Source organism: Nostoc sp. CHAB 5836, assembly GCF_020829445.1.
Taxonomy (GTDB): Bacteria; Cyanobacteriota; Cyanobacteriia; order Cyanobacteriales; family Nostocaceae; genus Nostoc.
This window is the reverse complement of record NZ_JAIVFV010000001.1, coordinates 1-23,833: the sequence shown is the minus strand read 5'-3', so window position 1 is coordinate 23,833 and position 23,833 is coordinate 1. Positions and strand designations below refer to the sequence as shown.

At 42.7% G+C, this 23,833-nt stretch carries 16 protein-coding genes, 1 tRNA gene and 1 pseudogene; 5 read left to right on the top strand and 13 right to left on the bottom strand.

What is annotated here, in order from left to right; translation table 11 throughout:
• Nucleotides 1–198 precede the first annotated feature (198 nt).
• From rsmA to LC605_RS00060, 7 genes are all read right to left on the bottom strand, one after another.
• The gene (rsmA, locus tag LC605_RS00090) at nt 199–1,056 is read right to left on the bottom strand and encodes a 16S rRNA (adenine(1518)-N(6)/adenine(1519)-N(6))-dimethyltransferase RsmA (protein WP_229545544.1); all 858 of its coding nucleotides are present in this window, start codon (nt 1,054–1,056) and stop codon (nt 199–201) included.
• A 126-nt stretch (nt 1,057–1,182) separates the two neighbouring features.
• Nucleotides 1,183–2,310: a transposase gene (locus LC605_RS00085; RefSeq protein WP_309143251.1), complete on the bottom strand. Its 1,128-nt coding sequence runs from the start codon at nt 2,308–2,310 to the stop codon at nt 1,183–1,185.
• A 13-nt stretch (nt 2,311–2,323) separates the two neighbouring features.
• Complete coding sequence (locus tag LC605_RS00080; RefSeq protein WP_229545542.1) at nt 2,324–2,938, bottom strand: IS607 family transposase; 615 nt, start codon at nt 2,936–2,938, stop codon at nt 2,324–2,326.
• A 124-nt stretch (nt 2,939–3,062) separates the two neighbouring features.
• Entirely contained in the window at nt 3,063–4,553 is a 1,491-nt protein-coding gene (locus LC605_RS00075; RefSeq protein ID WP_229545541.1) for a glycosyl hydrolase family 57, read from the bottom strand.
• Nucleotides 4,529–4,699: a hypothetical protein gene (locus LC605_RS00070; RefSeq protein WP_229545540.1), complete on the bottom strand. Its 171-nt coding sequence runs from the start codon at nt 4,697–4,699 to the stop codon at nt 4,529–4,531. The genes LC605_RS00075 and LC605_RS00070 overlap by 25 nt, the downstream gene beginning before the upstream one ends.
• A 7-nt stretch (nt 4,700–4,706) precedes the next feature.
• Entirely contained in the window at nt 4,707–6,683 is a 1,977-nt protein-coding gene (locus LC605_RS00065; RefSeq protein WP_229545539.1) for a DNA cytosine methyltransferase, read from the bottom strand.
• Nucleotides 6,684–7,108: 425 nt separating this feature from the next.
• A complete protein-coding gene (locus LC605_RS00060) occupies nt 7,109–10,699 on the bottom strand; it encodes a DUF4912 domain-containing protein (protein WP_229545538.1) in 3,591 nt (1,196 codons plus the stop codon).
• 957 nt (nt 10,700–11,656) lie between these two features.
• Between LC605_RS00060 and LC605_RS00055 the strand changes: the two genes are divergently transcribed.
• Nucleotides 11,657–13,270, top strand: a complete 1,614-nt coding sequence (locus LC605_RS00055; RefSeq protein WP_229545537.1) for a DUF6798 domain-containing protein — start codon at nt 11,657–11,659, stop codon at nt 13,268–13,270.
• Nucleotides 13,271–13,743: 473 nt separating this feature from the next.
• Here LC605_RS00055 and LC605_RS00050 read toward each other — a convergent pair whose 3' ends face one another.
• The 3 genes and pseudogenes from LC605_RS00050 to LC605_RS00040 form a co-directional block, all read right to left on the bottom strand.
• Nucleotides 13,744–14,880, bottom strand: coding sequence for a precorrin-8X methylmutase (locus tag LC605_RS00050; RefSeq protein ID WP_229545620.1), 1,137 nt, complete (start codon nt 14,878–14,880; stop codon nt 13,744–13,746).
• Between the two features lie 142 nt (nt 14,881–15,022).
• On the bottom strand, nt 15,023–15,415 hold the full coding sequence (locus LC605_RS00045; protein ID WP_229545536.1) for an alr0857 family protein: 393 nt from the start codon (nt 15,413–15,415) through the stop codon (nt 15,023–15,025).
• A 43-nt stretch (nt 15,416–15,458) separates the two neighbouring features.
• A pseudogene (locus tag LC605_RS00040) lies at nt 15,459–15,545 on the bottom strand (HNH endonuclease); the annotation flags it as partial.
• A 358-nt stretch (nt 15,546–15,903) separates the two neighbouring features.
• Here LC605_RS00040 and LC605_RS00035 point away from each other — a divergent pair.
• The 3 genes from LC605_RS00035 to LC605_RS00025 all read left to right on the top strand — a co-directional run bounded on the left by LC605_RS00035 (nt 15,904) and on the right by LC605_RS00025 (nt 19,378).
• Nucleotides 15,904–16,239: a ribbon-helix-helix domain-containing protein gene (locus tag LC605_RS00035; RefSeq protein WP_229545535.1), complete on the top strand. Its 336-nt coding sequence runs from the start codon at nt 15,904–15,906 to the stop codon at nt 16,237–16,239.
• 524 nt (nt 16,240–16,763) lie between these two features.
• Nucleotides 16,764–18,782: a GAF domain-containing protein gene (locus LC605_RS00030; protein ID WP_229545534.1), complete on the top strand. Its 2,019-nt coding sequence runs from the start codon at nt 16,764–16,766 to the stop codon at nt 18,780–18,782.
• Nucleotides 18,783–18,790: 8 nt separating this feature from the next.
• On the top strand, nt 18,791–19,378 hold the full coding sequence (locus LC605_RS00025; protein ID WP_229545533.1) for an SRPBCC family protein: 588 nt from the start codon (nt 18,791–18,793) through the stop codon (nt 19,376–19,378).
• 372 nt (nt 19,379–19,750) lie between these two features.
• Here LC605_RS00025 and LC605_RS00020 read toward each other — a convergent pair.
• Nucleotides 19,751–19,823 (bottom strand) — tRNA-Glu (locus LC605_RS00020).
• A gap of 325 nt (nt 19,824–20,148) precedes the next feature.
• Between LC605_RS00020 and LC605_RS00015 the strand changes: the two genes are divergently transcribed.
• Nucleotides 20,149–22,068, top strand: coding sequence for a sodium:proton antiporter (locus LC605_RS00015; protein ID WP_229545532.1), 1,920 nt, complete (start codon nt 20,149–20,151; stop codon nt 22,066–22,068).
• A 165-nt stretch (nt 22,069–22,233) separates the two neighbouring features.
• Here the strand turns inward: LC605_RS00015 and LC605_RS00010 are convergent, their stop codons facing one another.
• Both LC605_RS00010 and LC605_RS00005 read right to left on the bottom strand, forming a co-directional pair.
• Nucleotides 22,234–22,836 (bottom strand): cytochrome b N-terminal domain-containing protein, encoded by a 603-nt coding sequence (locus LC605_RS00010; RefSeq protein ID WP_229545531.1) that lies wholly within the window; start codon nt 22,834–22,836, stop codon nt 22,234–22,236.
• A gap of 91 nt (nt 22,837–22,927) precedes the next feature.
• Nucleotides 22,928–23,623, bottom strand: coding sequence for a triacylglycerol lipase (locus LC605_RS00005; protein WP_229545530.1), 696 nt, complete (start codon nt 23,621–23,623; stop codon nt 22,928–22,930).
• Nucleotides 23,624–23,833: the final 210 nt, after the last annotated feature.

Sequence of the window (23,833 nt, the reverse complement as noted above, 5' to 3'; positions counted from 1 at the left end):
ACAATTATGAGACCTAACCCCCAGCCCCTTCCCTACCTCTCCCTAACCCTCTCCTACAAGGAGAGGGAAGCGGAAAAACTTTTGTTGGTGTCAGGGGAGAAAATCAAAGCCTCTCTCAGAGAGGTCTATTTGTGGTTCAAATACATGAAAACTGCTGTAACTCCTCACTCTTAACTCCTCACTCTTAACTCCTCACTCTTAACTCCTCACTCTTAACTCCTCACTCTTAACTCCTAACTCATTCGCTAAAATTACCCATTGCTGAACGCTGAGGTCTTCGGCTCTAGCTTGGGGATTTATTTTTAATTGTTCCAGTAAGTGGCTCAAGCGATCGCGTTCTATCACTGATTGCAAATTATTTCGTAACATTTTGCGCTTGGCAGCAAACCCCAACTTTAAGAAATTCTCTAATTGTTGGGGATTAAGCGCTGGTATTTCTATTTTTCGAGGACGCAATCGCACCACTGCTGAATCGACTTTTGGCGGTGGCTGGAATGCGGCTGCTGGAACTGTGCAGATTAACTCACACTCAGCCAAATACTGTACCCGCACACTCAACGCCCCAAAAGCTTTTGATCCTGCTTTAGCATATAACCTTTCTGCGACTTCTTTTTGTACCAGCAAGACTATAGAGTCAAATGGTTCGGGGTTGGGGCTAGCGATCGTACCCAATAGTTTCTCAATGATTGGCCCTGTAATGTTGTAGGGAATGTTGGCTACTACCTTATTTGGCTTGTGGAAATTGGGAAAGGCTGCCAGATAAGATGGTAAATCTAGAGTGAGAAAATCGCCTTGCAGCAGTAAAAAATTTTCAGTCTTACCAAGCTGCTTTGACAACAGTTGGCATAAGTCGCGGTCTATTTCAACTGCAACCAGAGATTGCACTAAGGATAATAAACGACGAGTCAGAATGCCAGTTCCGGGCCCAATTTCCAGGACGCGATCGCCTTTGGGGGAGCGATCGCTTTCTGTACACTCTGCTGCTTTAATAATTGCGTCAAGCGCCTTTTCACTTTTAAGCCAATGTTGAGCAAAGACCTTACGCGGTCGGATCATCTGTATTTATTGCCTAGTCTAGTTTTTAGCTTTTTCTCAAAAATTAATTATAAATTTGGAAGTGCCTCTACAGTGCTAGACTCACTGTAACGCCTATCTTCTCTTCCAAACGCTCCGCTGACGGTGTTACGCTGTACATCTCTGGACAAACAGATCATACGCGATAGCGATGCTCTCACTACTAATAGAGAGAGCAAAGGAGCCGTCCCTCAAAGCTCGAATCATAATGTTCCGAGCGCCGCCCCAATCTCGGTCATGTTCGTGACCGCAATTGGGACATTTAAATGTTTTAGAACCGCCTAACTCGTCGTGCTTGTGACCGCATTTAGTACAAGTCTTGCTGGTGTAGGATTCGTTGACGTCAATGACAACAACACCCCGTTTTTTAGCCGCTTGCTTTAAGTGACATTCAAAACGGTAATGCCCCCAAGTAAGCATCTGTCTAGCTGTTTTGGTATGTAACTTGCGTTTAGATTTAACCACCATCTGAGATGTTTCAAATGTTGGCAACAAGATAACTTTGTATTGACTTGTTAAATAATTAGTTACTTGTTTGTGGCATTCATCCACTAAATTACGAATCCTGATTCTTAGGCGGTTTGCTGCTTCGTACATCCGGCGTTTCTGTTTTCTACCAGCAATTGATGCTTTGCCCATAAGTGAGTCAAGGTGAGAACACAATCTTTGAATGCGTCCAATGTCTGCCTTGCCAAACTCTTGAAAAGAATCGCCGTCGTATCCAGTCAAAAATGTCCTCACGCCTGGATCAAGCGCAATTACTTTGTCTAATTCTTTCGGCTCAACCTCCTCTGTTACTGGGATACAAGCAAACCACCGTTTTCTATCTCTGACGAGTTGGGTTGCAAATTCAGTTTTTTGAATTGGTTCTGTAGACTTAAAACTAAGTCCTTTGACCAACGATGGAAACCAAGTCTCACCATTGAAATTAACTTTGTGAAATTTGATTGATTGTGACGGTTGCCGACAACTTCTAAAACTTGCCTCCCCTTTTACCGCCTTGGCTTGTTTCCAAGCGTCCCAAGCATCAAAAATAGCGTTCTCTTTTGGGTGAGATGGTGCAGACTTGACCCACTCAGGTAAGTCTAGTCCTAATACGTAATCCCTCAAAGAATAAGCGCTGGTTATTTTCTCACCTGCTTTCAATGCTGCAATAGCTTTGTTGTAGCAGTAGCGTGATGCCGATAACCAAGATTTCCATTTTTGGTGCAATCCAAGTTCAGGATAAACCCGAATTTTGAGTGTTTTATTAGGCGACTTCTTTTCTTTCTTGTGCCTCGGGTTCGACTTGTAACTCTTCTTTGATTTGGTTTTCAAGCCTTCTGATGGAGTAAAGTCGGCTTGAAAAGCTGTGGAGAATTGCGACGATATCTTGAACGAGTTCGGCGTGTGGAGAGAGACTGATTTGGTTGAGAACCACGATTTTGCACTCATTTTGTTCACATAACCACTCGATAATATCAAATCCGAATCTTGCAAGTCGGTCTTTGTGGGCAACCACAATAACTCCGATATCACCTTGCAGAACTCGTCCCAAAAGAGCGATGAGTCCTTTCCTCCGCATATTGAGTCCTCCTCCCACTTCCTTAACGACTTCAGCGCCGGGATAGAGCGCTGATAATCGTTCAACTTGTCTATCAAGGTCTGCTTTCTGTGGTCTGGTAGAGACGCGAGCATAGACAACAGTGGCGCGTCCTCCGTCTGGTTCTGATTCTTTCTTAATGAACCTTTCGATGTCGTACCGTCTTTGACCTGACGGCGTTTTGACGGTACTGATTTTACCTTCTTCTTCCCATCGTCTGAGGGTTCGCAAACAAACTCCCAGAGTGTTAGCTGCTTCATTTGGTTTCACATATTTAGCCATAAGAAAACTATCGCTGAATATGTACTCATTGTCCATCTTTGTCCAACAAACTAGCGATTAGAGGGATTGCGATCGTAGCAGTGGCGATCGAGTAAATAGGTACGAATTATTTTAACCGCCCTTTTCACTGCAATAAATTTTCGCCACGTTGGTAAATTTCGCGTGCGTAATCAGTCCAAGCACCTTGTCCCCAATAACGAAAACAACTAGTTTGCAGCAAAAGGTTATGTAGGAGAATGTTGCGGTAGTGAGATTGTCTGGTTATAGGTTCTTCTGAGTCAGTTTGCTGTAATGTATCAACTTTTTGATGGAATAAACTACTTAGTTGATACATGGGAGACAACACATTTTCATATCCTTTTACCCAACTGATATGATTTGTCCACGAAGCTCCATCCATGTGAAAATTAGAATTGATTTGCTTTAATTCTCGAATCGAATTTTCTACAGCTTCCGGTTGGCTATTGTCTGCTGAAACTCGCTCCCAAATCTGATGTTGTCCCACTGGCTGACAAGTTGGATAGTCTTCAGGGTTGCATCCAGCAGCTTCTATTAATTCTAAATATTCTGTACCACACATCCCAACAACACCTGATTTTCCACCCCCGTTATTGACCATATCCCGCCAAGCTTGTTTAAAAGCGCTAGGAAATTCATTCATCATCACACCGCCATTTTCACCATCGCCAATTTGGCTAACTATTGGTGGCACTAATACACTGCCAATATGTTGTTTAGATAATGTTTTAGCTTCATAATAAGGCTGCATTTGTGCAACTAATTTAGTATCGGAACCTTGGGTTTTAATTAAGGCTGTAATGCTAATTGTTTCGCCTTGAGAATTACGGGCAATCAGACGATGTGGTAAATGTTTGTGGGTAAGAGATTGACCACTAATTGTTTCTACAGTATGTTCTTGAACAAGTAGCCAGCGATACCCACATTCTTTCAGGGCTTTGACAAATTCAAAGAGAGCATCAGGATGATTTGGTAAGTGCATTTCTGGGGGCGAAAATCCTTTGACTCGCGCTAGTGCTTCCCAGCCAAAAATTGCTGCAAAGTGATGTTGCCATGCGATGATCTGCAATTTAATATCTGCTATAGGTGTGGAAGGAATAACTGCATGGCTCCACATTGTACCCAGCCATTCTACATAAGGCTGATAGGTGCGATCGCAAGTGATGCGTTTGAGGTGATCGAGAACATCACTGCGTCCCATTTGCCTGAGTCCCCACAAAAGATTACCAGAGTAATCCAACATCACACGGGGATTGCAACCTTGATTTACAAGTTCGATGATCAAGTCTCCCATGCGGCTGTAACAATAGGCAAAAGGATCTGCATTGTGGTTATCCCCAACATTTGGATGTTCAAACATATATTGCAGATTGCTGATGAGTGTACCGCCATTTCCAGCAGGTATAGTTGGCTGGTGCATATGTAAGGCGATCGCAAACACAGCATTTACGTCTTCTAAGCGGATATTCGTTGTTGGTAAAAATACTGGTTGCTCATGGTTAACTACAGAGAAAACCTCTGTTTCCCAACCAGAAATATTGGGTAAGCCATCAATGATTTCGGGCAAAGGAGTCAGGGCTGTGGGGAAGGAAAGCATTTCTGTTGCTCCGAAATAAGGGATGGTCTAATTATGCAATCGCGATCGCTCACGGGAATAGCCACAAAGCGATCGCGTGCTAAATCTTCACATTCATACTGCTGGACAAGCTGGGGATTTTGATAACTCAAGTCAAGCTCATTCATGATCTGTTTATAGACTTTTGCGAAGTTGCACGCTTTTAGGGTTTAATGTAGGAAAGGCGTAAGGAATCAAATACTCATCTTCGGAAATTTGTGGGTTTGTGTTGTGATTTCTAACTTCGTAGCCCATAGCTCGCAGAGACTGAAGATAGGAAAAGACATCTTCTGCTTTCACGCCCCATCGGTCTGCAAGCTCTATGGTTGAAAGTTGAGCAGCAGTACCAATACATCTCGTCACACATTGGATTACACGCCAAAGTGGTTTAACTTTCAACTGAGGATGAAAAGTTATTATTCCACTAATTCGGGCATTGTATTGATAATATCCAGATAACTGAACTAAATCCGCTTTTCCTGTAGCTTCAGTTAACTTTTCTTCAAAAGCTTTCCAAAGAGATGTATATAACTGTGTATCAAGAGCTTTCGCACAAAGCTTAACTGAAGACGTTCCCAAAACCCATTCATCATGACCACAAGAAGGATTAACATCTATCACGAATTGATATTCTTCTTCGCAATTATCATTGATCCCTGCTGTAAACAGCCAGCATGAATCATTCAAAGCGTAGGATATATAAATTTTTACAGCTTCAGAAGTTTGTTCTGTTTTCCAAGAAAAATCAGCAGATAAAAATCTGATCATTTTTCCTTTATCTTCATATTTCAACCGAGGTATAGATAAGATTTTTCCAGCTTGATGTAAATCTGTAATTGCAGATTTAGCTTTTTGAGAATAAATTTCTGTTAACTTTCTCTTACGCTGGCGAAAACCTAGTTTTTTATTCTCAGGTAAGTAACTTATAGGGAAAGGTAATTTAAATTTAATTACTTGTTCTAAAATACTAAGAGCCAATATCCGGCCAAGTTGAGGAGGCACTGAATTTCCAATTTGTTCAATAGCAATTTGTCTATTACCAATCAGATCATAGTCATCAGGAATAGTTTGTAATCTCTTTAACTCTGCAATCGAGAATTTCCGATTTTCCCAACTGAAAGGCCCGGTGTATTGTCCTCCCTGCGCTTTAATTGTTCGTACTGGATTGTTTGGATCTGCTTTGTAGAGGAAATTTGAAAATTTTGATCTCCAGCTAAATATTGGGTTAGGATAACCCATTTCTTTTGTATAAAAACTATAGTTAAGTCCAGGTGGAATATGTTCGAGTAGATGTCCAAAACGTCCGCCTAGACCTGTTTCCATTTCGGAAATATCAGCGCCTTCTAGAGCTTCTCCTGCTGAATAATAAGGATTTTGATTCAGAGAATCTGGGCCATGAGTAGGATAGGGAAATAAATATTCGCCTTCTTTTAATCCAACAATAAATAAACGTTCTCGATGTTGAGGTACTCCATAATCAGCGGCATCAAGAATCCGAAAATAAATATTATAGCCAACTTCTCTAAAAGCTTTTTGAATTTCTTGCCAAGCTTTGCCTCCATTGGCACCAGTTATTCCATATACATTTTCAAATAAGAATCCTTTCGGCTTAAGTATATTGAGAATACGAACATATTCTTGAAATAGTGTACCTCTAGCATCAGTTGTTCCAGAAACTCCAGCAGATCTACGTCCAGCAGCAGAGAAAGTTTGACAAGGAGGGCCTCCAATAATAAAGTCTACTTTCAGATGAGATTCAGGTAAATAATCTCTAATATCAATGCAGACAGCTTCAGAGCCTTCTAGCCATTTTTCTGGTAAAGAATTCCTTTGTAAAGTCTGAACATACTTGGCTTCAAGCTCTACCATTTGAATGATTTCAAAGCCAGCATCATGGAATGCAATGTCTAATCCACCACCACCAGAAAATAAGCTGAGTGTTTTAATGGGAGTATGTCTCTGTTGCATCAGCCATTGGCGTAGAGATTTACCAAAATTGTCAGTCCATGCTGGTTCTTGACTGACTTTAAGAATGGCTAAAATATCTTGGAACCAAGTTGTATTAATTGGCTCGGAACCAGACAAATCGAAAGAAAGAGACAACTGTCGCATTGCGTAACCTAAATATAAGGCTTGTCGGTTGTATAAAATACACTTTGCTAAAGGAAAGAGACTAGTACCGCAAGGCGGAAGTCAAAAGTCAAAAGACTTTAATTTTAGGCTTTCTGGCTATTTTAAATGGTCTATTTATTTACGCCGACCTGTACTAGGGGATTAAACCAATTCGCAATTCGCAATTCGCAATTCGCAATTCGCAATTCGCAATTCGTAATTCGTAATTACGTTTTGTAACGGGGATTTAACCCCGACACAAAACTTGCTGCCACAAGAGGCAGGGGAATTAAACCCCCAAACTTTGTTAAGGATTAGAGTAGTGTATTCTATCCATGTGAAAACCACTATATATAATAAAATCCCCTCTCCCTATTACCTCGTAAAGAGAAGAATAAGGTGAAAGGGGATAACTCAGGGTGATGTTAGCTTTCGGAAGTTTCCTGAGAGAACTTTTTATGAACAGTTCTAGGGGATTCCCCATCAGCAGCTACTGTTATGAGATAGTCCATTAAACCATCTGAAAAGGGGAGACGTAGGTGGAAAGTACCATCGGGTTTGATTTTGATGTTATGACCACCAATGTTTACGGCTGCATTTGGTTGGGTTGCTCCGTGAATAATTAACTCAGCATCGGCTACAAACCAAAAATCTCCCTGGGGGGGACTGAAGACCCGAACGATCGCAGAACGGGCTATGAGTAACCAATGTAGTTTACCGCCGTAGGCATCGCCATCAGCAATATAGCCAATTTCAACCATGTAATCGCGATCGCTCACGGGAATAGCTACAAAGCGATCGCGTGCTAAGTCTTCACATTCATACTGCTGTACAAGCTGGGGACTTTGATAACTCAAGTCAATCCCAGTTACATCGTAGAGCCGCACTGCTAATTGGGAGCCGCCTTGTTGGCGCAGCGCTTCCTTCTCAGCCTGGGAAATGTACCAAGATACATAAGCCCATTTGGGAGTGCGGGGTGTGAGAACAACGTTACTCTCTTCTTCAGTGATCTGTTCTTGAGTAATCTCTTCTTCTACATCTACCGAACCAATAGCTGTTTTGCTTATTAACGCTACATTACCAACTGTCGGATCTGTGGGGACAGGACTGAAGACATGAACGATCGCGGAACGGGCGATGAATAACCAGCCATCGCCATCAGCGACATAGCCAATTTCAGCCATGTAGTCGCGATCGCTGATGGGAATTTCCACAAAGCGATCGTGCGCTGTCTCCTCGCATTCATATTGCTGCACAAGCTGAGGACTTTGATAACTCAAGTCAATGCCAGTTACATCATAGAGCCGCACTACTAATTTAGAGCTGCCCTGTTGTTGCAATTCTGCTTTCTTGGTTTGGGAAATTTCCCAAGAGACATCAGCCAATGTATCAGTATGCGGTGTCAGCACAACACTGCTCTCTTCTTGGGTATCTACCAAGGAAATATCTGTTTCATGGGTGAGCGCCACATCATTAACTATGGGATCTGGATGGACAGGACTGAAGACATGAACGATCGCCGAACGGGCGATGAATAACCAGCCATCGCCATTAGCGACATAGCCAATTTCAGCTATGTAGTCGCGATCGGTGATGGGAATTTCCACAAAGCGATCGTGCGCTGTCTCCTCGCATTCATAATGCTGAACCAGGTGGGGACTTTGATAACTCAAGTCAATTCCAGTTACATCATAGAGCCACACTACCAATTGAGAGCCTCCCTGCTGTCGAAATGCAGCTTTCTTGGCTTCGGAAATCTCCCAAGATACATGAGCCGATGTATAACTATGCTGGGTGAGGACAATATTGCTCTCGTCATCGGTATCTACCAAACCAATCGCTGTCTCGGCTGCAATTGGCTTATTGTCAACCGTCATATCAGTTTGTCCATCTAACGCCAAAGTGGTAGCCCAGACTCCCATCCTTGCGCCTGCTGCTAAAGCCGCAGCTGCTGCAAAATCTGTGGAGTCTTCAGCAACATCTTCTGCAACAGGCGGCTCTGCTGGAGATTCTTCCTCTAGCAAATCCATAGTGGGTTCGGCTGCATCCGCCACCACATTCAATTCATCTTCTGGCAATTCTGGCAAATCTAACAGTGAGGATGTTTGTGTGGGTGACGGTTCCACATCGGCTGCAACTTCACCAGACTCTGGTAAGGGCAATTCATCTACTGAGGCTGTATCTTCAGTTGAGGTGATACTCTCTAGCCAGTTCAATTCTGCTTGGAGTTGCTCATCTACCTGATCTTCACCAACTTCTGTGTTCCAATAACTAAAATCTGATGTTACTTCTGGCACATCTAGTAATTGCGGGAGTGGGGCTGTCACATCATTAGATGCTTCTTCTGGAATATTAGCCAAGTGAGGATATGAAGTATTTACTACGGCTGCTGGGGCTTCTATATCCCATGCAATTTCATCAGACTCAGGAATGCTTACATCCGTGTAATTACTTGAGTTTACTGTCTCATCAATCGTGTCAGTTTCTGTTTCTTTGTTGTTAAAGGCAGACCAGGTAGCCGCGCCGATGCCCGTTGCTAGAGCCGCACCACCCGTTAAAGCTGCGGCTCCCAAGTTGTTATTTTCTGACCCATTAGCTACGGCTGAGGTTGTGCCTTCATAGAGGTTAGAGGTATCATTAGTTGTCTCTTGTACTAAATTTGATGTTCCCTCAGTAGCATTTTGGGTCAGGTCAGATTGTGTTTGAGCATAGATGTTGAAAGGAGTGCGATCGCTCGTTTCTTGATCTTGAAAGTGCGGTACTGGCTGCTCCTCAACCATCGCTCCGTTAACAAAGGCAGCTGTGCTGCCATCAAGCACTGCCATTCCTCCATTTTCTCTGCTGGGTGGATGAGGATTTGATTCTGGTAAGTTGTCTGTTTTTTCAGGACGTTTTCGGGAAAACCACCATACTAACGCTCCAGCTAGAGGAGTCAAAAGCAAAGGTAGCAGCAACCAAAATGGTGTTCCCCTGTTTACAATTGGACTGTTTTGTGCAGGAGCAGCTACAAAGGGCTGGTCGCCAAATACAGAAGTAGTAGCACTAGGGGAAGGCGTAACAGCAGGTGTCCTTTGGGCACTGGGGGAAGAGGTGACAGCAGCTTGTGATAGACCGGCTGCGATCGCCTCTGCTTCAATAGTTCTAGCTTGTTCTATCGCTTGCTGTCCTTGGGGTGCCAGGGTAAAGCCGAGAAAATCGACCGTGCTTAAGCTGGGATTTTTTTTGTAAACGTAAACTAAAGGTTGCGAGAAGGGATATTTAGCATCATCTGGCAAAGCTTGATGTAATTGCAGAACTCGTACACCTTGCAGCTTTGACACCTGATTAGCTAACACATAGCTGATGCCGTCTTTGCCCAATTGTTTGATGATTTCTGCGGTATTATCTTCAGTTAGTTGGGTCGCGTTGGGTCCTGTAGTGAAGTCAGCAGTTTTGAAGGCTGGATAAGCACGAAAAGTATCGCGAGTCTCACTCGTGTTCGGGCGATCGATTAACCGAATCTTTCCTGGAGGCCCTCCCACTTGTGACCAATTTGTAATTGTTCCCCGGAAAATCCGGGCGAATTGCTTACTGGTCAAGCTTCCTTTGAAAGGATTCTCTGCACCAACCACGATCGCTATTTTCTCACGATGCAAGCGAACTTGCTCTAGTCCTTGGGCTTTTTCTGCTGGCGTCAACCCGCGCCCCATTGCTACTATGTCGATTTTGCCTTCTAGTAAATCTTTCAGTGCCGTATCAGTGCCGTTAGCAGCAACTTCAACCTTTGTACCAACAAACTGCTTTTCAAAATTTTCTTTCAGCCTTTGGTTGATGGCACCCAAGCTACTGGAACCGTCAATTCGCACTATTGATCCATTCTGCACTGTTTTCGGCAGTGAAAAAGTGGGAGTATCAGGTGTAGATTGTGCCAGCATCGGTGCTGATACCACCAGAATTGCTGCCATCGGGGTCGTAGCAAAGGCAACCCATAATACCAGCTTCACTATCGAATTATCTTTTTTTTCTTGTTGCCACATATGCCCCTTATTAAAGTAAAAAATAGAAAGCCTGCCAGTCTTAATCATTATCTTTTTATGGATTATGCAGGAGACGCGCTAATTATACATCCCTGTTATATTTCTTATCAGTTATTGTAAATATTTGTATCACTATATACTTCGTCTGATTTTAACTATTTCCATTGTGCTGGACAAGATTTAGTTAAATAAAATCGTTTTGTACTTGTTAGGATTTATACTAGTACTAAAATATTACTGAATAATATAGGACTTACCCAAAATCATGAAAAAACGAACCGCCATCGCGTAGCGTCTCCCCTTCTCCCAAAGGGAGAGGCTAGCGCCAAGGGAGAAGTACGCCAAGTACGCCAAGAAATAAGAGTTGCAGAGAGTTTTTGCATAAGTCCTGTGATCATCATGCTTGAAAAATTAGATGTAAGTCTTTTTTGTGATACCAATTCTTTGTCAAGTTGCATAGAATTCGACCCCACCCCTTAGAGGATGTTTGAAAAGTATTTGACTGTGATTTTAGGCACTTGTTGATCCCCCCTAACCCCCCGATAAATTGGGGGATTTAGGGGGATCTGGAACGTTTTGATACCTACAATAGGACTTTTCAAACATCCTCTGAGTCTCCTCCCGAAGAGTGGAGAGGGGAAAATCCAGTTCCCTCCCCGATTTCGGGGAGGGTTAGGGTGGGGTTCTTTATTATGCAGCTTCATATTAAATTGGTATAACCTTTCAAAGCTACCCAGCAACAAGTTTTTATTATTAGATTCCATAAAAAAAGGATATAAGACTCCTACCGTATTTTTGAACAAAACTCAGTACACCTTTATTTATTTTTCCCTATTCCTTATTCTCAACCAGTGATTCCGGAATCAAATATTATTCCTATAGAAGCATTTTGGTTCTACTTAAATCGTATAATAATTCTACAATTTAGGTTATTTGAAGCTATTGAAATTGCCAGACATGAGTCAACAAAAATTCCCCAATCAATCGACTTTAGCAACTACAGCTTGGGTAGCATTAGAAATCATTGTAGTCTTGCTATTACTCTGTCTCAAGGAATTGTTGTTTGATATCATGGCGAGCAACGATATTGACGCTCTACCTTTAGCAAGACAGTTCGCTGATCCTAGCTGGGTTCCAGGAGATTGGTCTGTTAATCAACCACCCCTTTATCGAGTGTTGTTTCAAACTTTATTTGGCTGGATGATAGCAAGTTGGGGATTTCTGGCTAGTTCGATAATAGGGCGGTTACTTTGCTATAGCTTGATAGCTTGGGGATTAGTACTCATCGGTCGAAAGCTGGGATTAAATTTGCTTTTGCTAATGTTAGCGGTTGCAATGTTTCTCTCAGGGAATCAAGGTGTTGCTGCTGGGGAAAGAATCGTAGGAACGCTAGAAACGAAGATATTTGCTTATGCTATGGTCTTGTTAGCTATAGCGTTCATGCTAAATAAACGTTATCGCCTGACGGCTTTTCTCTTAGGGCTAGGAACATCATTCCATATTTTGGTAGGCGGTTATGCAACTCTGTTTGTACTGGGGTGGGTGATTTTAAGACGAAAAAATCGTTTTCCTAGTCTGCGAGAAATTGGGTTTATTATTCCCCTATACCTGATAGGAAGTGTATTCGGTCTGAAAGCGCTGATCGAAGAATTGTCCAGCCCAAACCCTACAAGCCCCATATCAATTTCTTATATATATGTCTTTTTCAGGATGCCCCACCATCTGAATCCCTTATCATGGCCTACACATTGGTGGATAATTCCTCTATTTTTCCTTCTAATGCTTGTGAGCAGTGCTGGCGTCCTTTGGTTCAATCGTCCAACTAAAGCACTATCTGAACAGTTTGAAGAGTACGAGGCTCGTATAGGACTATTTGACTTTACGCTGATTAGTCTAGTTCCCTATGCACTGGGGGTAGTCATTGCTCCATTCGACTCTCAAGGAAGCTTCCTACAATATTACCTCTTTCGCGTTGGTGATGTAATGTTGCACCTCAACGCCTGCTTGTTATTTGTTTGTGCTTTGGATCAAATCTTCACAAGGAGAAAACAACAAAGAGTGCTGTTATTGCTGTGTAGTCTGGTGCTGAGTATAAGCATTGTCAAAGGATTACATGACTTTCAGAAACAATTTCAGTCTACACTTAATTTTCCTAACGAAGTGCAGGAGGTAGACCCTCAGTGGAAAGATCTGACTACTTGGGTGCGAAAAAATACCCCAAAAAATGCCACATTCATATCTCCACCGGTTAAATTTGCTAACTTCATCTGGCTAACAGAGCGCCCAACCATTGCTAAATACAAGCTTATGGCTCAGACTAAAGCTGGGACATTAGAATGGTTTTCACGTATGCGCGACTTAAGTGGTAACTTTAACGGAGTTGATCCATTAACTCAGTTTAATCAAAAACTACTTACAGACGGCTACAATAACTTGACAACTGACCAGGTTAAGGCATTGATGATAAAATATGACGCTTCGTATTTAGTAACTCGCATTCAACATCGGCTGGATATACCAGTTGTTTACCGTAACAAATCCTATGTTCTCTATAGAAAGCAGCAAGATTAGAGCTAGGGCTACTTCATTGTAGACATAAACCACCCGGAACTGAAGTTCCTGGCTCATAGGTAAAGTCCGTTTTAACGGACTATAACCTTTTTTCAGTCGTCTTTAGACGACTTTCGCCATTAAACTCAGAATTAATTCTGAGGCGGGCTAGATGAGAATGAAATAGCCCTGGATTAGAGCTACTATTAACTAATAATTTTAAATATAATTATCCATTAAGTACGTTGGTACTAAAAAACCCAAGTATGTTACCAAACGTAAATAAGCTTAAAACCCTTACTAATGATAAATCAATACAGTTCAGTTAAGGCTAAAACTCTTTGTCAAAGTCAATTTTGTTAACGAACCGCAAAGGACGCAAAGGACGCAAAGGAATAAATGCTTAAGTGAACTGTATTGAATGACAAATGACAAATGACAAATGACAAATGACAAATGACAAATGACAGCCAGTTAGCTTTAATTGCGCCGACCTACTTACTTTGATTGAGATAACAATGACAATCTGGTTTATCAATCAGTGACTCAACCAAGGCATTTAAGGCAGTAGCAGCTAAAGCGCCACCTCCCAAAGTCCCTTCAACTGTAATATAAGGTATCCCTTGTTGCATCAGCTGCCGCTTGGCTGCGGGAGCATGGCTAAAGCCAATGGGCATTCCAATTACTAATGCAGGCTGAATTTTCTGGTTAGCGTAGGCGTAGCCTGTCGTAGACATCGCTTTACAAACTTCGAGAAGTACTGAGGGAGCATAACCAACTACTAATACACAACCTTTACTTACTTGCAGCAATTTTTCTCGCCATTCTCGATGTTGCCAAAAGGCAAGTTCCGCTTCTGTGGCAGTGGTAATATGGGGACTATCAATCAAGGTTTCAATGTGGCATCCTAAGTGAAGTAATCGGGTTCGATCTAAAGCAGCAGCAACCGTTTGGGTATCGACAACAATTTGACAGCTTGAAGATAAAGCTTCTCGACTAGCTGCGATCGCATCCCGACTCAATTTAATAAAGGACACCAAACTGACATCGCCACAAGCCAAAACTAACTGAGAAATTAAGTGCTGTTCAATTTCCGAACGGTGAGACAAATCAGGTAGTAAGCGTTGTAGCGATTCAGTAAAAGCTTCTGAATGGCTATGAATTTCAGCGTCCAACCCACTCCAGAGATTTTCCAATCCCCCTAATCCGGCTTGAGTTTCGACATCGAGTAACTTGAGTTGTGCCAAAACTTCCCCTTGGATAATTTGACAATGGCGATCGCGTCCCAATAATCCTTCTAGTGCTGATGCAGTTTGTCGCAGTTGAGAAATTTGTTGCATCACCGCCCGATATTGCTGCTGGAGTTGTCCCATGAGGCTAACATTTGTGTCAGCTGCTGGTTCCACCTCCAAAATATTGCGGATGTGATTTAGCTGAAACCCTTGCTGCTTCAGTGCGACAATCCGTTGCAACCGGAGAACATCTTTTTGGGTGTAGAGACGGTAATTGCTACGCGATCGCACTGGTTGCGGTAGCAGTCCCAATTGATGATAATGGCGTACCATCCGGGGAGTTAAACCACCTCCTACTAAGTGCGTTAACTGCTTAATTGTCAGATCGCTACTTTTGATTTCCACTAATTATGATCTTAAAGGGGGCGTTTAGCAAAAGCGATCGCTTTTAACCTTGACTTTAGTTAAACTACCTGCTACTCGATAATGCCATATCCTGTGTTTTACGTTTCACCCTACATATATTTAAACTGGAAGTCCCTTATTCACTAATGACAGAAGCACTGCTCTCTTGAGCTTCCTGCCAAAGTTGGTGCAAAAAGAACTCAGCGCGATCGCTTATATTGGTGACAAACACACCTACAGCATTCTTACAACTATCTGATAGCCAAGAACCCCGCAAGGTGACTTCCATATATTCAGCATCGCACGCACAGAGATCAATGATTCCTCTTTCATCTCTTTCTACCTCAGCCCTGAGTACTTCTACTCCTGGTAAATCAATCGGAAGCAAAAAGGAAGCGGTACTCGGTTCAGTGCATAAACTCTGCCCAACTCGCAGGGCTAAAATTACTCGCTGCGCTACCCATTCTTCTAGCGATAGAGTCACACATTCTAAATCAAAACTGTCTTCAGTGTAAGTTAATTTCAGCATTCTTTATGCTCTCCTGTTATTCCAGGTTTGCTTGTATATTTATCTAAAACTGTTCTGCTAAAGAAATTGCGGGGTGGATTGGTGCTTTTGGTTTGGTACGCAGTTGCATATCAGCCTCAAACAGGGTGCGTAAACGCCTTCCTGATCAAAAACCTCCACTTCCATTCCTTTCACCCACTCCTGAGAGGCTTTGATTTTTGCTCCCTAACGCTAGTCGGGAAGGAGTTGGGGGTTAGGTTTGAAGGAAAGTTGCACACGGCGTTAATTACCCTTTGTGATTTGCTCATGATTTTGGCTAGCATCGCCCATCAATAAATACTCCACTCCCATAAGAGCTGATTCCAGACTGGCTCTAAAATTTGTAGCCCACAAAAAAGTAGACATCGGGTAAATGGGTTTCAAAAAAAATTTTTTCACCTATTGAATATTTTCCGAAATGTACTACACTTGTATTACTATCCCGTCTGTACCTTTAAGGAGAAAAACTGATGCATACGATCGCCCGCACCCCAACCACCGATATGGAAGTTACCAGCATCCGCCTAGAGCGGGAACTCAAGGATAAGCTCAAAGAAATAGCTGGTAATCAAGGATATCAAGCTCTGATCCGAGATATTCTTTGGAATTATGTCCAGCAAAAATCAGGTGAGTGGAAGCCTCGATTTTCGCGAACGGACATTCGAGCAAGCATACCTGCTACATCTCAACAGGAAGAACGCTGCGTACTCACAGGTCAACTAATTCCAGCCCAACAACCAATGTTGTTAGGCTTGACCAGGAGTGGCGATATGGTTCCTCTGAGTGTCGAGAGCTTGGCTGTATAGTCTTACTATTTAGACGAATCCAGCCCGGTTATTAATTAATAATAATTGGGCTGCATTCCCAAATTTAGCTTCATTAATATTTTACTGAGAGTTACGGAGATAAACGAGTAGCTTATTAAACCTAAGATTTTTTTTAAAGTTAACAAAATTTTATAAAGTAAGTTAAGTAAAATTACGTGAACTAAAGAGCAATTTTGCTGGAACTCCAGAGAAATTACGGTTTATGTGTACTTACAGACAGGATAAAGTTAGTACATTATTTCAACGTAAAGCAATCAAAAATAAGCTAACCGAAGCATTTATAGGATATCTTAAGTATTTTATTACTTATCTAGTCATGTAGCAATTTGCTTGATCATTCGGGAATTGACCATCTGAGATAGAAAAGGGCTATAACAGGTGAGAGAAAGTCTTCATCCAAGATTTGTCAATTATCAAGGTGTCGCAACACAACTAACGGTGAAGAATATGCCAAGAGGTTGGGTGCAAAAACAATGGGGTTATTATCCGAGAGCGTGCCAAGAATGAACAAGCCTTTATCATCGCCGCCACATTACATAGATAACATAGATCGACTACAACATTACCAAGTCAAGCTGATGCAGCATCAGGAAGAACCTGCCCGCAAGTTGGTACAAAAGATTAACCAAATCATTGCCAATAGCTCCGCTACAGCATTGATGCTGCAAGATATTGCCCAATTGCTAGGAGTTGTCTTTCAAGTAGATTGTTGCTGCTTGGTTTCAGTGGCGGGTGAGACATCGGCAGAAGTGACTACTACTAATTGGTGTGCTGATGAGTATTTAGGCTTGCCACACCCCGAAGAGATGTTTTCGATGGAACAGTTGCTTATGCACTCACCAGTGCTGCAATGTGCCGCCCAACCATTAACTATTGAAGACATTTCCATTATTCAGAACAGTCTGGTAATTGGCTGTCAATATTTACCACTACCGATAAAAGCTGTTTTGGCAATTCCCACCCGGTTTGGTGGCAATAATAATGGAGTAATTAATCTGATTAAATTCCAACCTTATGAATGGAGTGAATCAGAAAAACAATTGCTCAAAGAAGTCGAGTCGGCTTGCGCGATCGCTTTTTCTGGAGTGGCACAAGCTCAACTAATTGCTCATCAAGACCAGTATGTGCAAAAGAGCAACCAGCATCAAAGCTTGATCAAGCAATTAACTATGTTGAATCGCAGCAACTTGGAGCTTAATCAAATGCTCCAGTTAGTTGTCGCCTCGACTGCTGAATCTCTACAAGCAGATCGCGGTTTGCTCATATTACTAAAATATACAGATCCACTATTTAGGACTCAAGCTAAAAAACAAATTCCCAAAGCGAAAGCGACTGTGATCGTTGAATGGGCTAGGGGAACACAAAAGTCCGGCACTACTGAACTAGACACCTTAGCTAAGTCTTTCTTAGTTTCAGACTGTGGTGTATGCCAGCGTGCCTTTATGGATTCTGGAAAAGCAGTAATCTTCGATGACTATACAGACGAAAACGATATCTTGAGGGCGGCTCAATTATTTGCCATAGAGGAATTCCCTGCGGTACTTTTGGTGCCATTAGAAAGTCAAGGTAAAATCTTAGGATTCTTAGTGCTACAGCAATCTGTAATTCGCAGTTGGCAAGCAGCAGAATTAACTCTTGTGGAAATGGTTTGTGCCCAACTGAGTAACGCCATAATTCAGTCACAGACATTACGCCAAGTGCAAACTTTGGTAGATGAACGGACGGCGAAACTCCAGAGTAGTCTAGAACTCCAAGCGAAATTGCATGAAAGAACACGGCAGTATGTTGAGCAGCTACGTAAACTTAATGAACTCAAAGATGAATTTTTGAGTAACATGAGCGATCGCTTGCGCTATCCTTTGACAAATATGCTGATGTCAATTCGCAATTTGCGTTTGCCAGGAATAGCACCAGAGCGTCAGGCTAGATATCTGGATATCCTAGAGCAAGAATGTTCAAAGGAAATCAACTTGATTAATGACTTGCTGACCCTGCAAAAGCTAGAGTCACCCCACGAGGCTCCACAATTAGAAACTATAGATTTAAATACTAGAATCCAGGATATAGCAGCATCTTTTGAGAAAAAACTTGCAGAGAAAGGATTAAAGATTTCTGTAGATTTACCAGAGAAGTCGCTAAAACTGCAAACTGAACTGGAGAGTTTTGACCGCATCCTGCAAGAATTATTAACGAATGCCTGTAAATACTCAGAGCATAATACAATAGTGCGCCTTGAAGCTGCTCATCGAGTTGAGCAACAAATTGATCAAGTTATCATGAAGGTGACGAATACAGGACGCGCCATCTCTGAAGAAGAAGCGACCTACATCTTTGACAAATTCCGTCGCGGAAAAGGGCGTTGGACTCCAGGGACTGGCTTAGGACTTGCTCTAGTCAAGTCTTTAGTGCAGCATCTGAATGGAGCGATCGCAGTTGAAAGTCTCCCAATCTCGGATTCTGAACAAAGCGAAATTTGCTTCACCCTGACTCTGCCCCAATTTTCTGACGAAAGCAAACCATAATTCTGAAAGTGACTAAAAAACAGAACACAACAGATAACCCTGATTTGCAGTCTCCTAGTGATGACATCAATCTAGAAGGGGATTTGCCTGCTAAGGTAGAAGTTAAAATTGAGAAAATAGCAGAGCGACAACGGCAAATCAGTGCTAAAGTCCAAATTCCCCAATCAGTAGAACAAATCTGGAGGGTTCTGACAGATTATGAAGCCTTACCTGACTTCATCCCCAACCTTGCCAAGAGTCGCCTCATCGAGCATCCCAGTGGTGGGATTCGCCTGGAACAAGTAGGCTCCCAGCGCTTACTAAATTTCAACTTTTGTGCGCGGGTAGTTCTAGATTTGGAAGAATACTTCCCCAAAGAAATTAATTTCCGTATGATAGAGGGAGATTTCAAAGGCTTTTCTGGTAGCTGGTGCTTAGAGCCTTATTCCCTCGGTGAGTATATCGGCACCAATTTGTGCTATACAATTCAAGTTTGGCCTAAACTGACTATGCCAGTGGGAATCATTGAAAATCGCCTCAGTAAAGATTTGCGGTTAAATCTCCGAGCTATTCACCAACGTGTAGAAGAGTTAGCCAGCAAAGAGCCGTATCTATAAGTAGGTCGGCGCAATTAAAGCTAACTGGCTAAGGCTGTCATTTGTCCTTTGTCATTGGTAAAGATTTTAAGGCTATTTACGTTTCGTAACATACTCTGATTTTTTCGCGCCGACTTACTTAGTTAGATCATCATTCATAATATGGGAGCATCCCAATCCAAGCTTAAATCTTTTCCCTCACCCCCAGCCCCTCTCCCAAAGATGGGAGAGGGGAGACATAATTCTAGTTCCCCTTCTCCCAAAGATGGGAGAAGGGGATGAGGTCTATCAAGGGAATGGCACATTTGGGATGCTCCCCATAATAGTTACTGGATGATGGTTTTGATTCGTAAATTCACAACAGAAAAGCATTCGCTTTTTACTGTTTTCAAGTACCCCCAGGGGAATTCGAATCCCCGTTACCTCCGTGAAAGGGAGGTGTCCTAGGCCTCTAGACGATGGGGGCATCAGAGTCAGACCTTTTATAAGTTAACCAATTTCCTGGCGGTTGTCAACAAGTTTTGGAAAAAAAAGTTTGTGGGAGCTAAACTGAGTGGAGGCCAAAGCTTGAAGAGGATACAAAGACATGATGGAGACACACAAAAAAGTCCCTAGATGCTTCTCAAAGAAGCCGCAGGGTGCGTCAATGTCTGGAACTCGGAATTTAGGGACTACCGGTAAAAAAACGCTAAATTCAGCAATGGACAAAGGGTATGATGTTGTACCGTGTAAAGTTAACATCTACGGTTTTTTACAAAAGATTTTGAAATAAATCGCTCAAAATCTACAACATGGAAGCATCTTTTGAAATCACCCTACAGATGGCGATCGCTGTCTTTGCAGGCATTAGCGCCCAAGTGCTGGCTGCATACCTTCGTGTACCCAGCATCGTCTTGTTACTGCTGTTGGGCATTTTGTTTGGCTCTGATGGTATAGGCCTATTGCATCCCCATTCCCTGGGCACTGGGCTAGAAGTTATTGTCGCCCTGGCAACGGCAATAATTTTGTTTGAAGGTGGACTTAACTTGGATCTGCGAGAATTAGGCAGGGTTTCAGTCAGTTTGCAATTGCTGGTCACTCAAGGAACGCTAATCACATTGCTGGGTGGAAGTATGGCTGCCCATTGGCTGGGTGAATTTCCTTGGAACATAGCTTTTCTCTATGCTTCCATAATCGTGGTGACAGGCCCAACTGTCGTTGGCCCTTTGCTGAAACAAATCAATGTAGATCGGCAAGTGGCAACACTTTTGGAAGGAGAAGGGGTTTTAATTGATCCTGTAGGAGCGATCCTCGCCTTCGTTGTCCTCGATACGATTTTGAACGGCGATGCTGACCCCATTAATGCGATCGTTGGTTTACTGATGCGCCTGGGTGTTGGTGCGGCAATTGGTGGTGCTGGCGGTTATCTGATGAGTTTGATTTTCAAACGTGCCAGTTTTCTGTCATTTGAGCTAAAAAACTTAGTGGTGCTGGCGATCCTTTGGAGCCTGTTTACCCTATCCCAAATGATCCGCAGTGAATCGGGAGTAATGACAACAGTAGTTGCAGGGGCAGTATTTGCGAACTCCTCAGTCCCAGAAGAACGTCTGTTACGCAGCTTTAAGGGTCAGTTGACAATTCTCAGTGTCTCGGTGCTATTTATCTTATTAGCTGCTGACCTATCTATTGCTAGCGTGTTTGCTTTGGGTTGGGGTAGTTTATTCACTGTTTTGGTACTGATGTTTGTCGTTCGCCCGATTAACATCCTCTTGTGTACCTGGAATAGTGATCTAAACTGGCGACAGAAAGTATTTTTAAGCTGGGTTGCACCTAGAGGAATTGTTGCTGCCTCCGTAGCTTCTTTTTTTGCGATTTCGCTCACACAGCGCGGCATTAACGGCGGTGATTCCATCAAAGCTTTAGTATTCCTCACAATTATTATGACTGTTGTCTGCCAAGGGCTAACAGCTGGTTGGGTAGCTAAATGGCTGCAAATCACCTCCAAAGATGCAACTGGGGCAGTAATTGTGGGTTGTAATCCCTTGAGTCTTTTGATTGCCCGATTCTTTCAAGAACGGGGAGAAAACGTGGTGATGATTGATACTGACCCCCAATGTCTTGTCCAAGCTGAGGCCCAAAATCTCCGGGTGATTGCCAGCAGTGCGCTAGATGCTGCTGTTTTGGAAGAGGCGGGACTGGCCTCTATGGGTACTTTTTTGGCGATGACAAGTAACGGTGAGGTGAATTTTGTTTTAGCTCAACGAGCAGCTGAGGAGTTTAATCCGCCCCGCGTCTTAGCTGTTTTCCCTCGTGATCCGCAAGCAAATATCTCAGCTAGTAATAAAGTTAATCAAGCTTTTATTCCAGACTTAGCGATTAAAACTTGGAATGAGTATTTGAATGACGGGCGAGTGAAGTTAGGAACAACTACACTGAATGAATTTGAATTTTCTACTCAATGCGATCGCATCCAAGAAAAGATTCGGACTGGGGCATTAATAACCTTATTGGTAGAACGAGAAGAACGCTTACAGGTAATGCCAGCTAACCAAGAGTGGGAAATTGGCGATCGGATTATTTACCTATTGCATGACCCCAGACCTAGCCTTTTAAAACGCTTATCTGGCGCTACTCAATCCACTCCCCTCTCTTTAGAAAAGTTACCAGAAGTTGAAGATTTATCCCTCGCCCAATTATCTCAACTTTCTACTAGTGAGGCTCCTGGAGGATGAGGGGGAGAATAATTCGTAATTCGTAATTCGTAATTCGTAATTCACAGACGCGATTAATCGCGTCTCTACAAACTCCAAACTCCAAACTCCAAACTCCAAACTCTAACTCCTAACTCCTAACTCCTAACTCCTAACTCCTAACTCCTAACTCCTAACTCCTAACTCCTAACTCCTAACTCCTAACTCCGCTTCCGATTCCTGCCACACCAAAGCCGACAAATGCACTATGGCAAAAATTAGCGTCGCCACTGAAATCAGATAACTGTGTATTGTGTAAAGGTGTTGGACGGTAATTGTGTTAATGGCTCCACCGCCAGTTAGGATGTCGCGCAGTTGCCCACCAATGAAAGGAATAGCTTCGATGGTTCCTAGCTCAATGCTAAAACGCCAGTATCCTTCCTGAGTCCAATCTAAAATCATCGCTGTCCAATCCAACCCGATCGCACTTAGGGTCAACAAAATCACGCTAACCCAAGCGGCCAGCCAACTCTTGCGAAATTGCCGACCTAAAAACATCACCACAATTTGAATTAGAGCGATCGCAATTACCGCGTTACCAGCAATATCATGCGCTCTCAGAAACAACCACCCGTATGGCAGTTGTGTATTAATCATCTTTAAGGAGTTATAAGCTCCGCCTGCTGTTGGTTCATAGTAAAAAGCAAGCAAAAATCCCGTAGATACATAAATAAAACACAGAGTCAGAATCACGACTGATAATATCGTCGCTACTCGTCGCAAAATCTTATCGAACTGGGTGCTTTGCATGGCTCACCCCTCCTGTTCTTAACTAAGTATTTATTACTATTACGATTTTAGCTAAGAAATATTAATAAATGTTGTATTAAGATCAAGTTTTTTAAATCAAATATTTCACCCAAGCTTTTAAAGGTTCTGGTGAGCCATACCAAATTCCAGGATTTCTCGGAGAATGCCTCACACCTTCAATTACCAGATTTTCCGCCCCCTCTAAATGAGCAGCTTCAATGGGTGTGATTCCATCTCCCCAAGTGTTACCCTTACCACAGGTTAATTGGTAACTATTATAAGCTAACCAACTACCAGGGCGCCTTTGTCCAAAGATAGTTTTGCCAGCCACACAAACGTAACGAACGTTTTTATAAAAAGCTCCTGGGTAGTTGTTGGTGACAAAATCTAGATTAGAGCGTGTCCAGCGTTCTTGGCTAATATGGGGTGTACCCAAGGTGATGAAAGTAGCAACTAGGGGATGCGCTTCCCAGAGAAACGGCTTGATATTACCACCTGCCAAATAAGGCTTTTCTCCCATGTAAATGCGGGATATCCAACCTCCGGCTGAGTGACCAATTAAGTTAATTTGAGTAGCATTATATTGATGCAATGTATGCTTAATCGTGTGATCAAGTTGTTGCAAAATTGATGTTACGGGTCTTCTTCCAATAGTGGGGAGCCAGTCGCGCCGTCGCAGTGGCACTGTAACGGTGCGAAAACCTAACTGCTGTAGAGATTGTTCTAGTTGGCGGTAAGCGATGGCACTTTCTAGATATCCAGGCAAAATAACTGTCGGTAATGACATTTTAAACTTCCGATGCAGTGATCGAGGGTTTGAACTTTTTTGAGGAAGAAGTCGTCATGATTCAGGAGCTAGAATAGCGATCGTTTGACCGGAAAACGAGGCGCAAGCCCCTGGCTTCAGACATGGGGATAAGCCGATAAGTGGCTTTAGCCACATACAAGATGAATTTATATATTATATAGCTATAGTGCTGTATAGTATATAAATGGA

Bases quoted from the DNA above. Each gene is read 5' to 3' on its own strand.
- rsmA (WP_229545544.1), bottom strand. From the start codon at position 1,056: ATGATCCGACCGCGTAAGGTCTTTGCTCAACATTGGCTTAAAAGTGAA.
- LC605_RS00080 (WP_229545542.1), bottom strand. From the start codon at position 2,938: ATGGCTAAATATGTGAAACCAAATGAAGCAGCTAACACTCTGGGAGTT.
- LC605_RS00075 (WP_229545541.1), bottom strand. From the start codon at position 4,553: ATGCTTTCCTTCCCCACAGCCCTGACTCCTTTGCCCGAAATCATTGAT.
- LC605_RS00070 (WP_229545540.1), bottom strand. From the start codon at position 4,699: ATGAATGAGCTTGACTTGAGTTATCAAAATCCCCAGCTTGTCCAGCAG.
- LC605_RS00065 (WP_229545539.1), bottom strand. From the start codon at position 6,683: ATGCGACAGTTGTCTCTTTCTTTCGATTTGTCTGGTTCCGAGCCAATT.
- LC605_RS00060 (WP_229545538.1), bottom strand. From the start codon at position 10,699: ATGTGGCAACAAGAAAAAAAAGATAATTCGATAGTGAAGCTGGTATTA.
- LC605_RS00055 (WP_229545537.1), top strand. From the start codon at position 11,657: ATGAGTCAACAAAAATTCCCCAATCAATCGACTTTAGCAACTACAGCT.
- LC605_RS00045 (WP_229545536.1), bottom strand. From the start codon at position 15,415: ATGCTGAAATTAACTTACACTGAAGACAGTTTTGATTTAGAATGTGTG.
- LC605_RS00035 (WP_229545535.1), top strand. From the start codon at position 15,904: ATGCATACGATCGCCCGCACCCCAACCACCGATATGGAAGTTACCAGC.
- LC605_RS00030 (WP_229545534.1), top strand. From the start codon at position 16,764: ATGAACAAGCCTTTATCATCGCCGCCACATTACATAGATAACATAGAT.
- LC605_RS00015 (WP_229545532.1), top strand. From the start codon at position 20,149: ATGGAAGCATCTTTTGAAATCACCCTACAGATGGCGATCGCTGTCTTT.
- LC605_RS00010 (WP_229545531.1), bottom strand. From the start codon at position 22,836: ATGCAAAGCACCCAGTTCGATAAGATTTTGCGACGAGTAGCGACGATA.
- LC605_RS00005 (WP_229545530.1), bottom strand. From the start codon at position 23,623: ATGTCATTACCGACAGTTATTTTGCCTGGATATCTAGAAAGTGCCATC.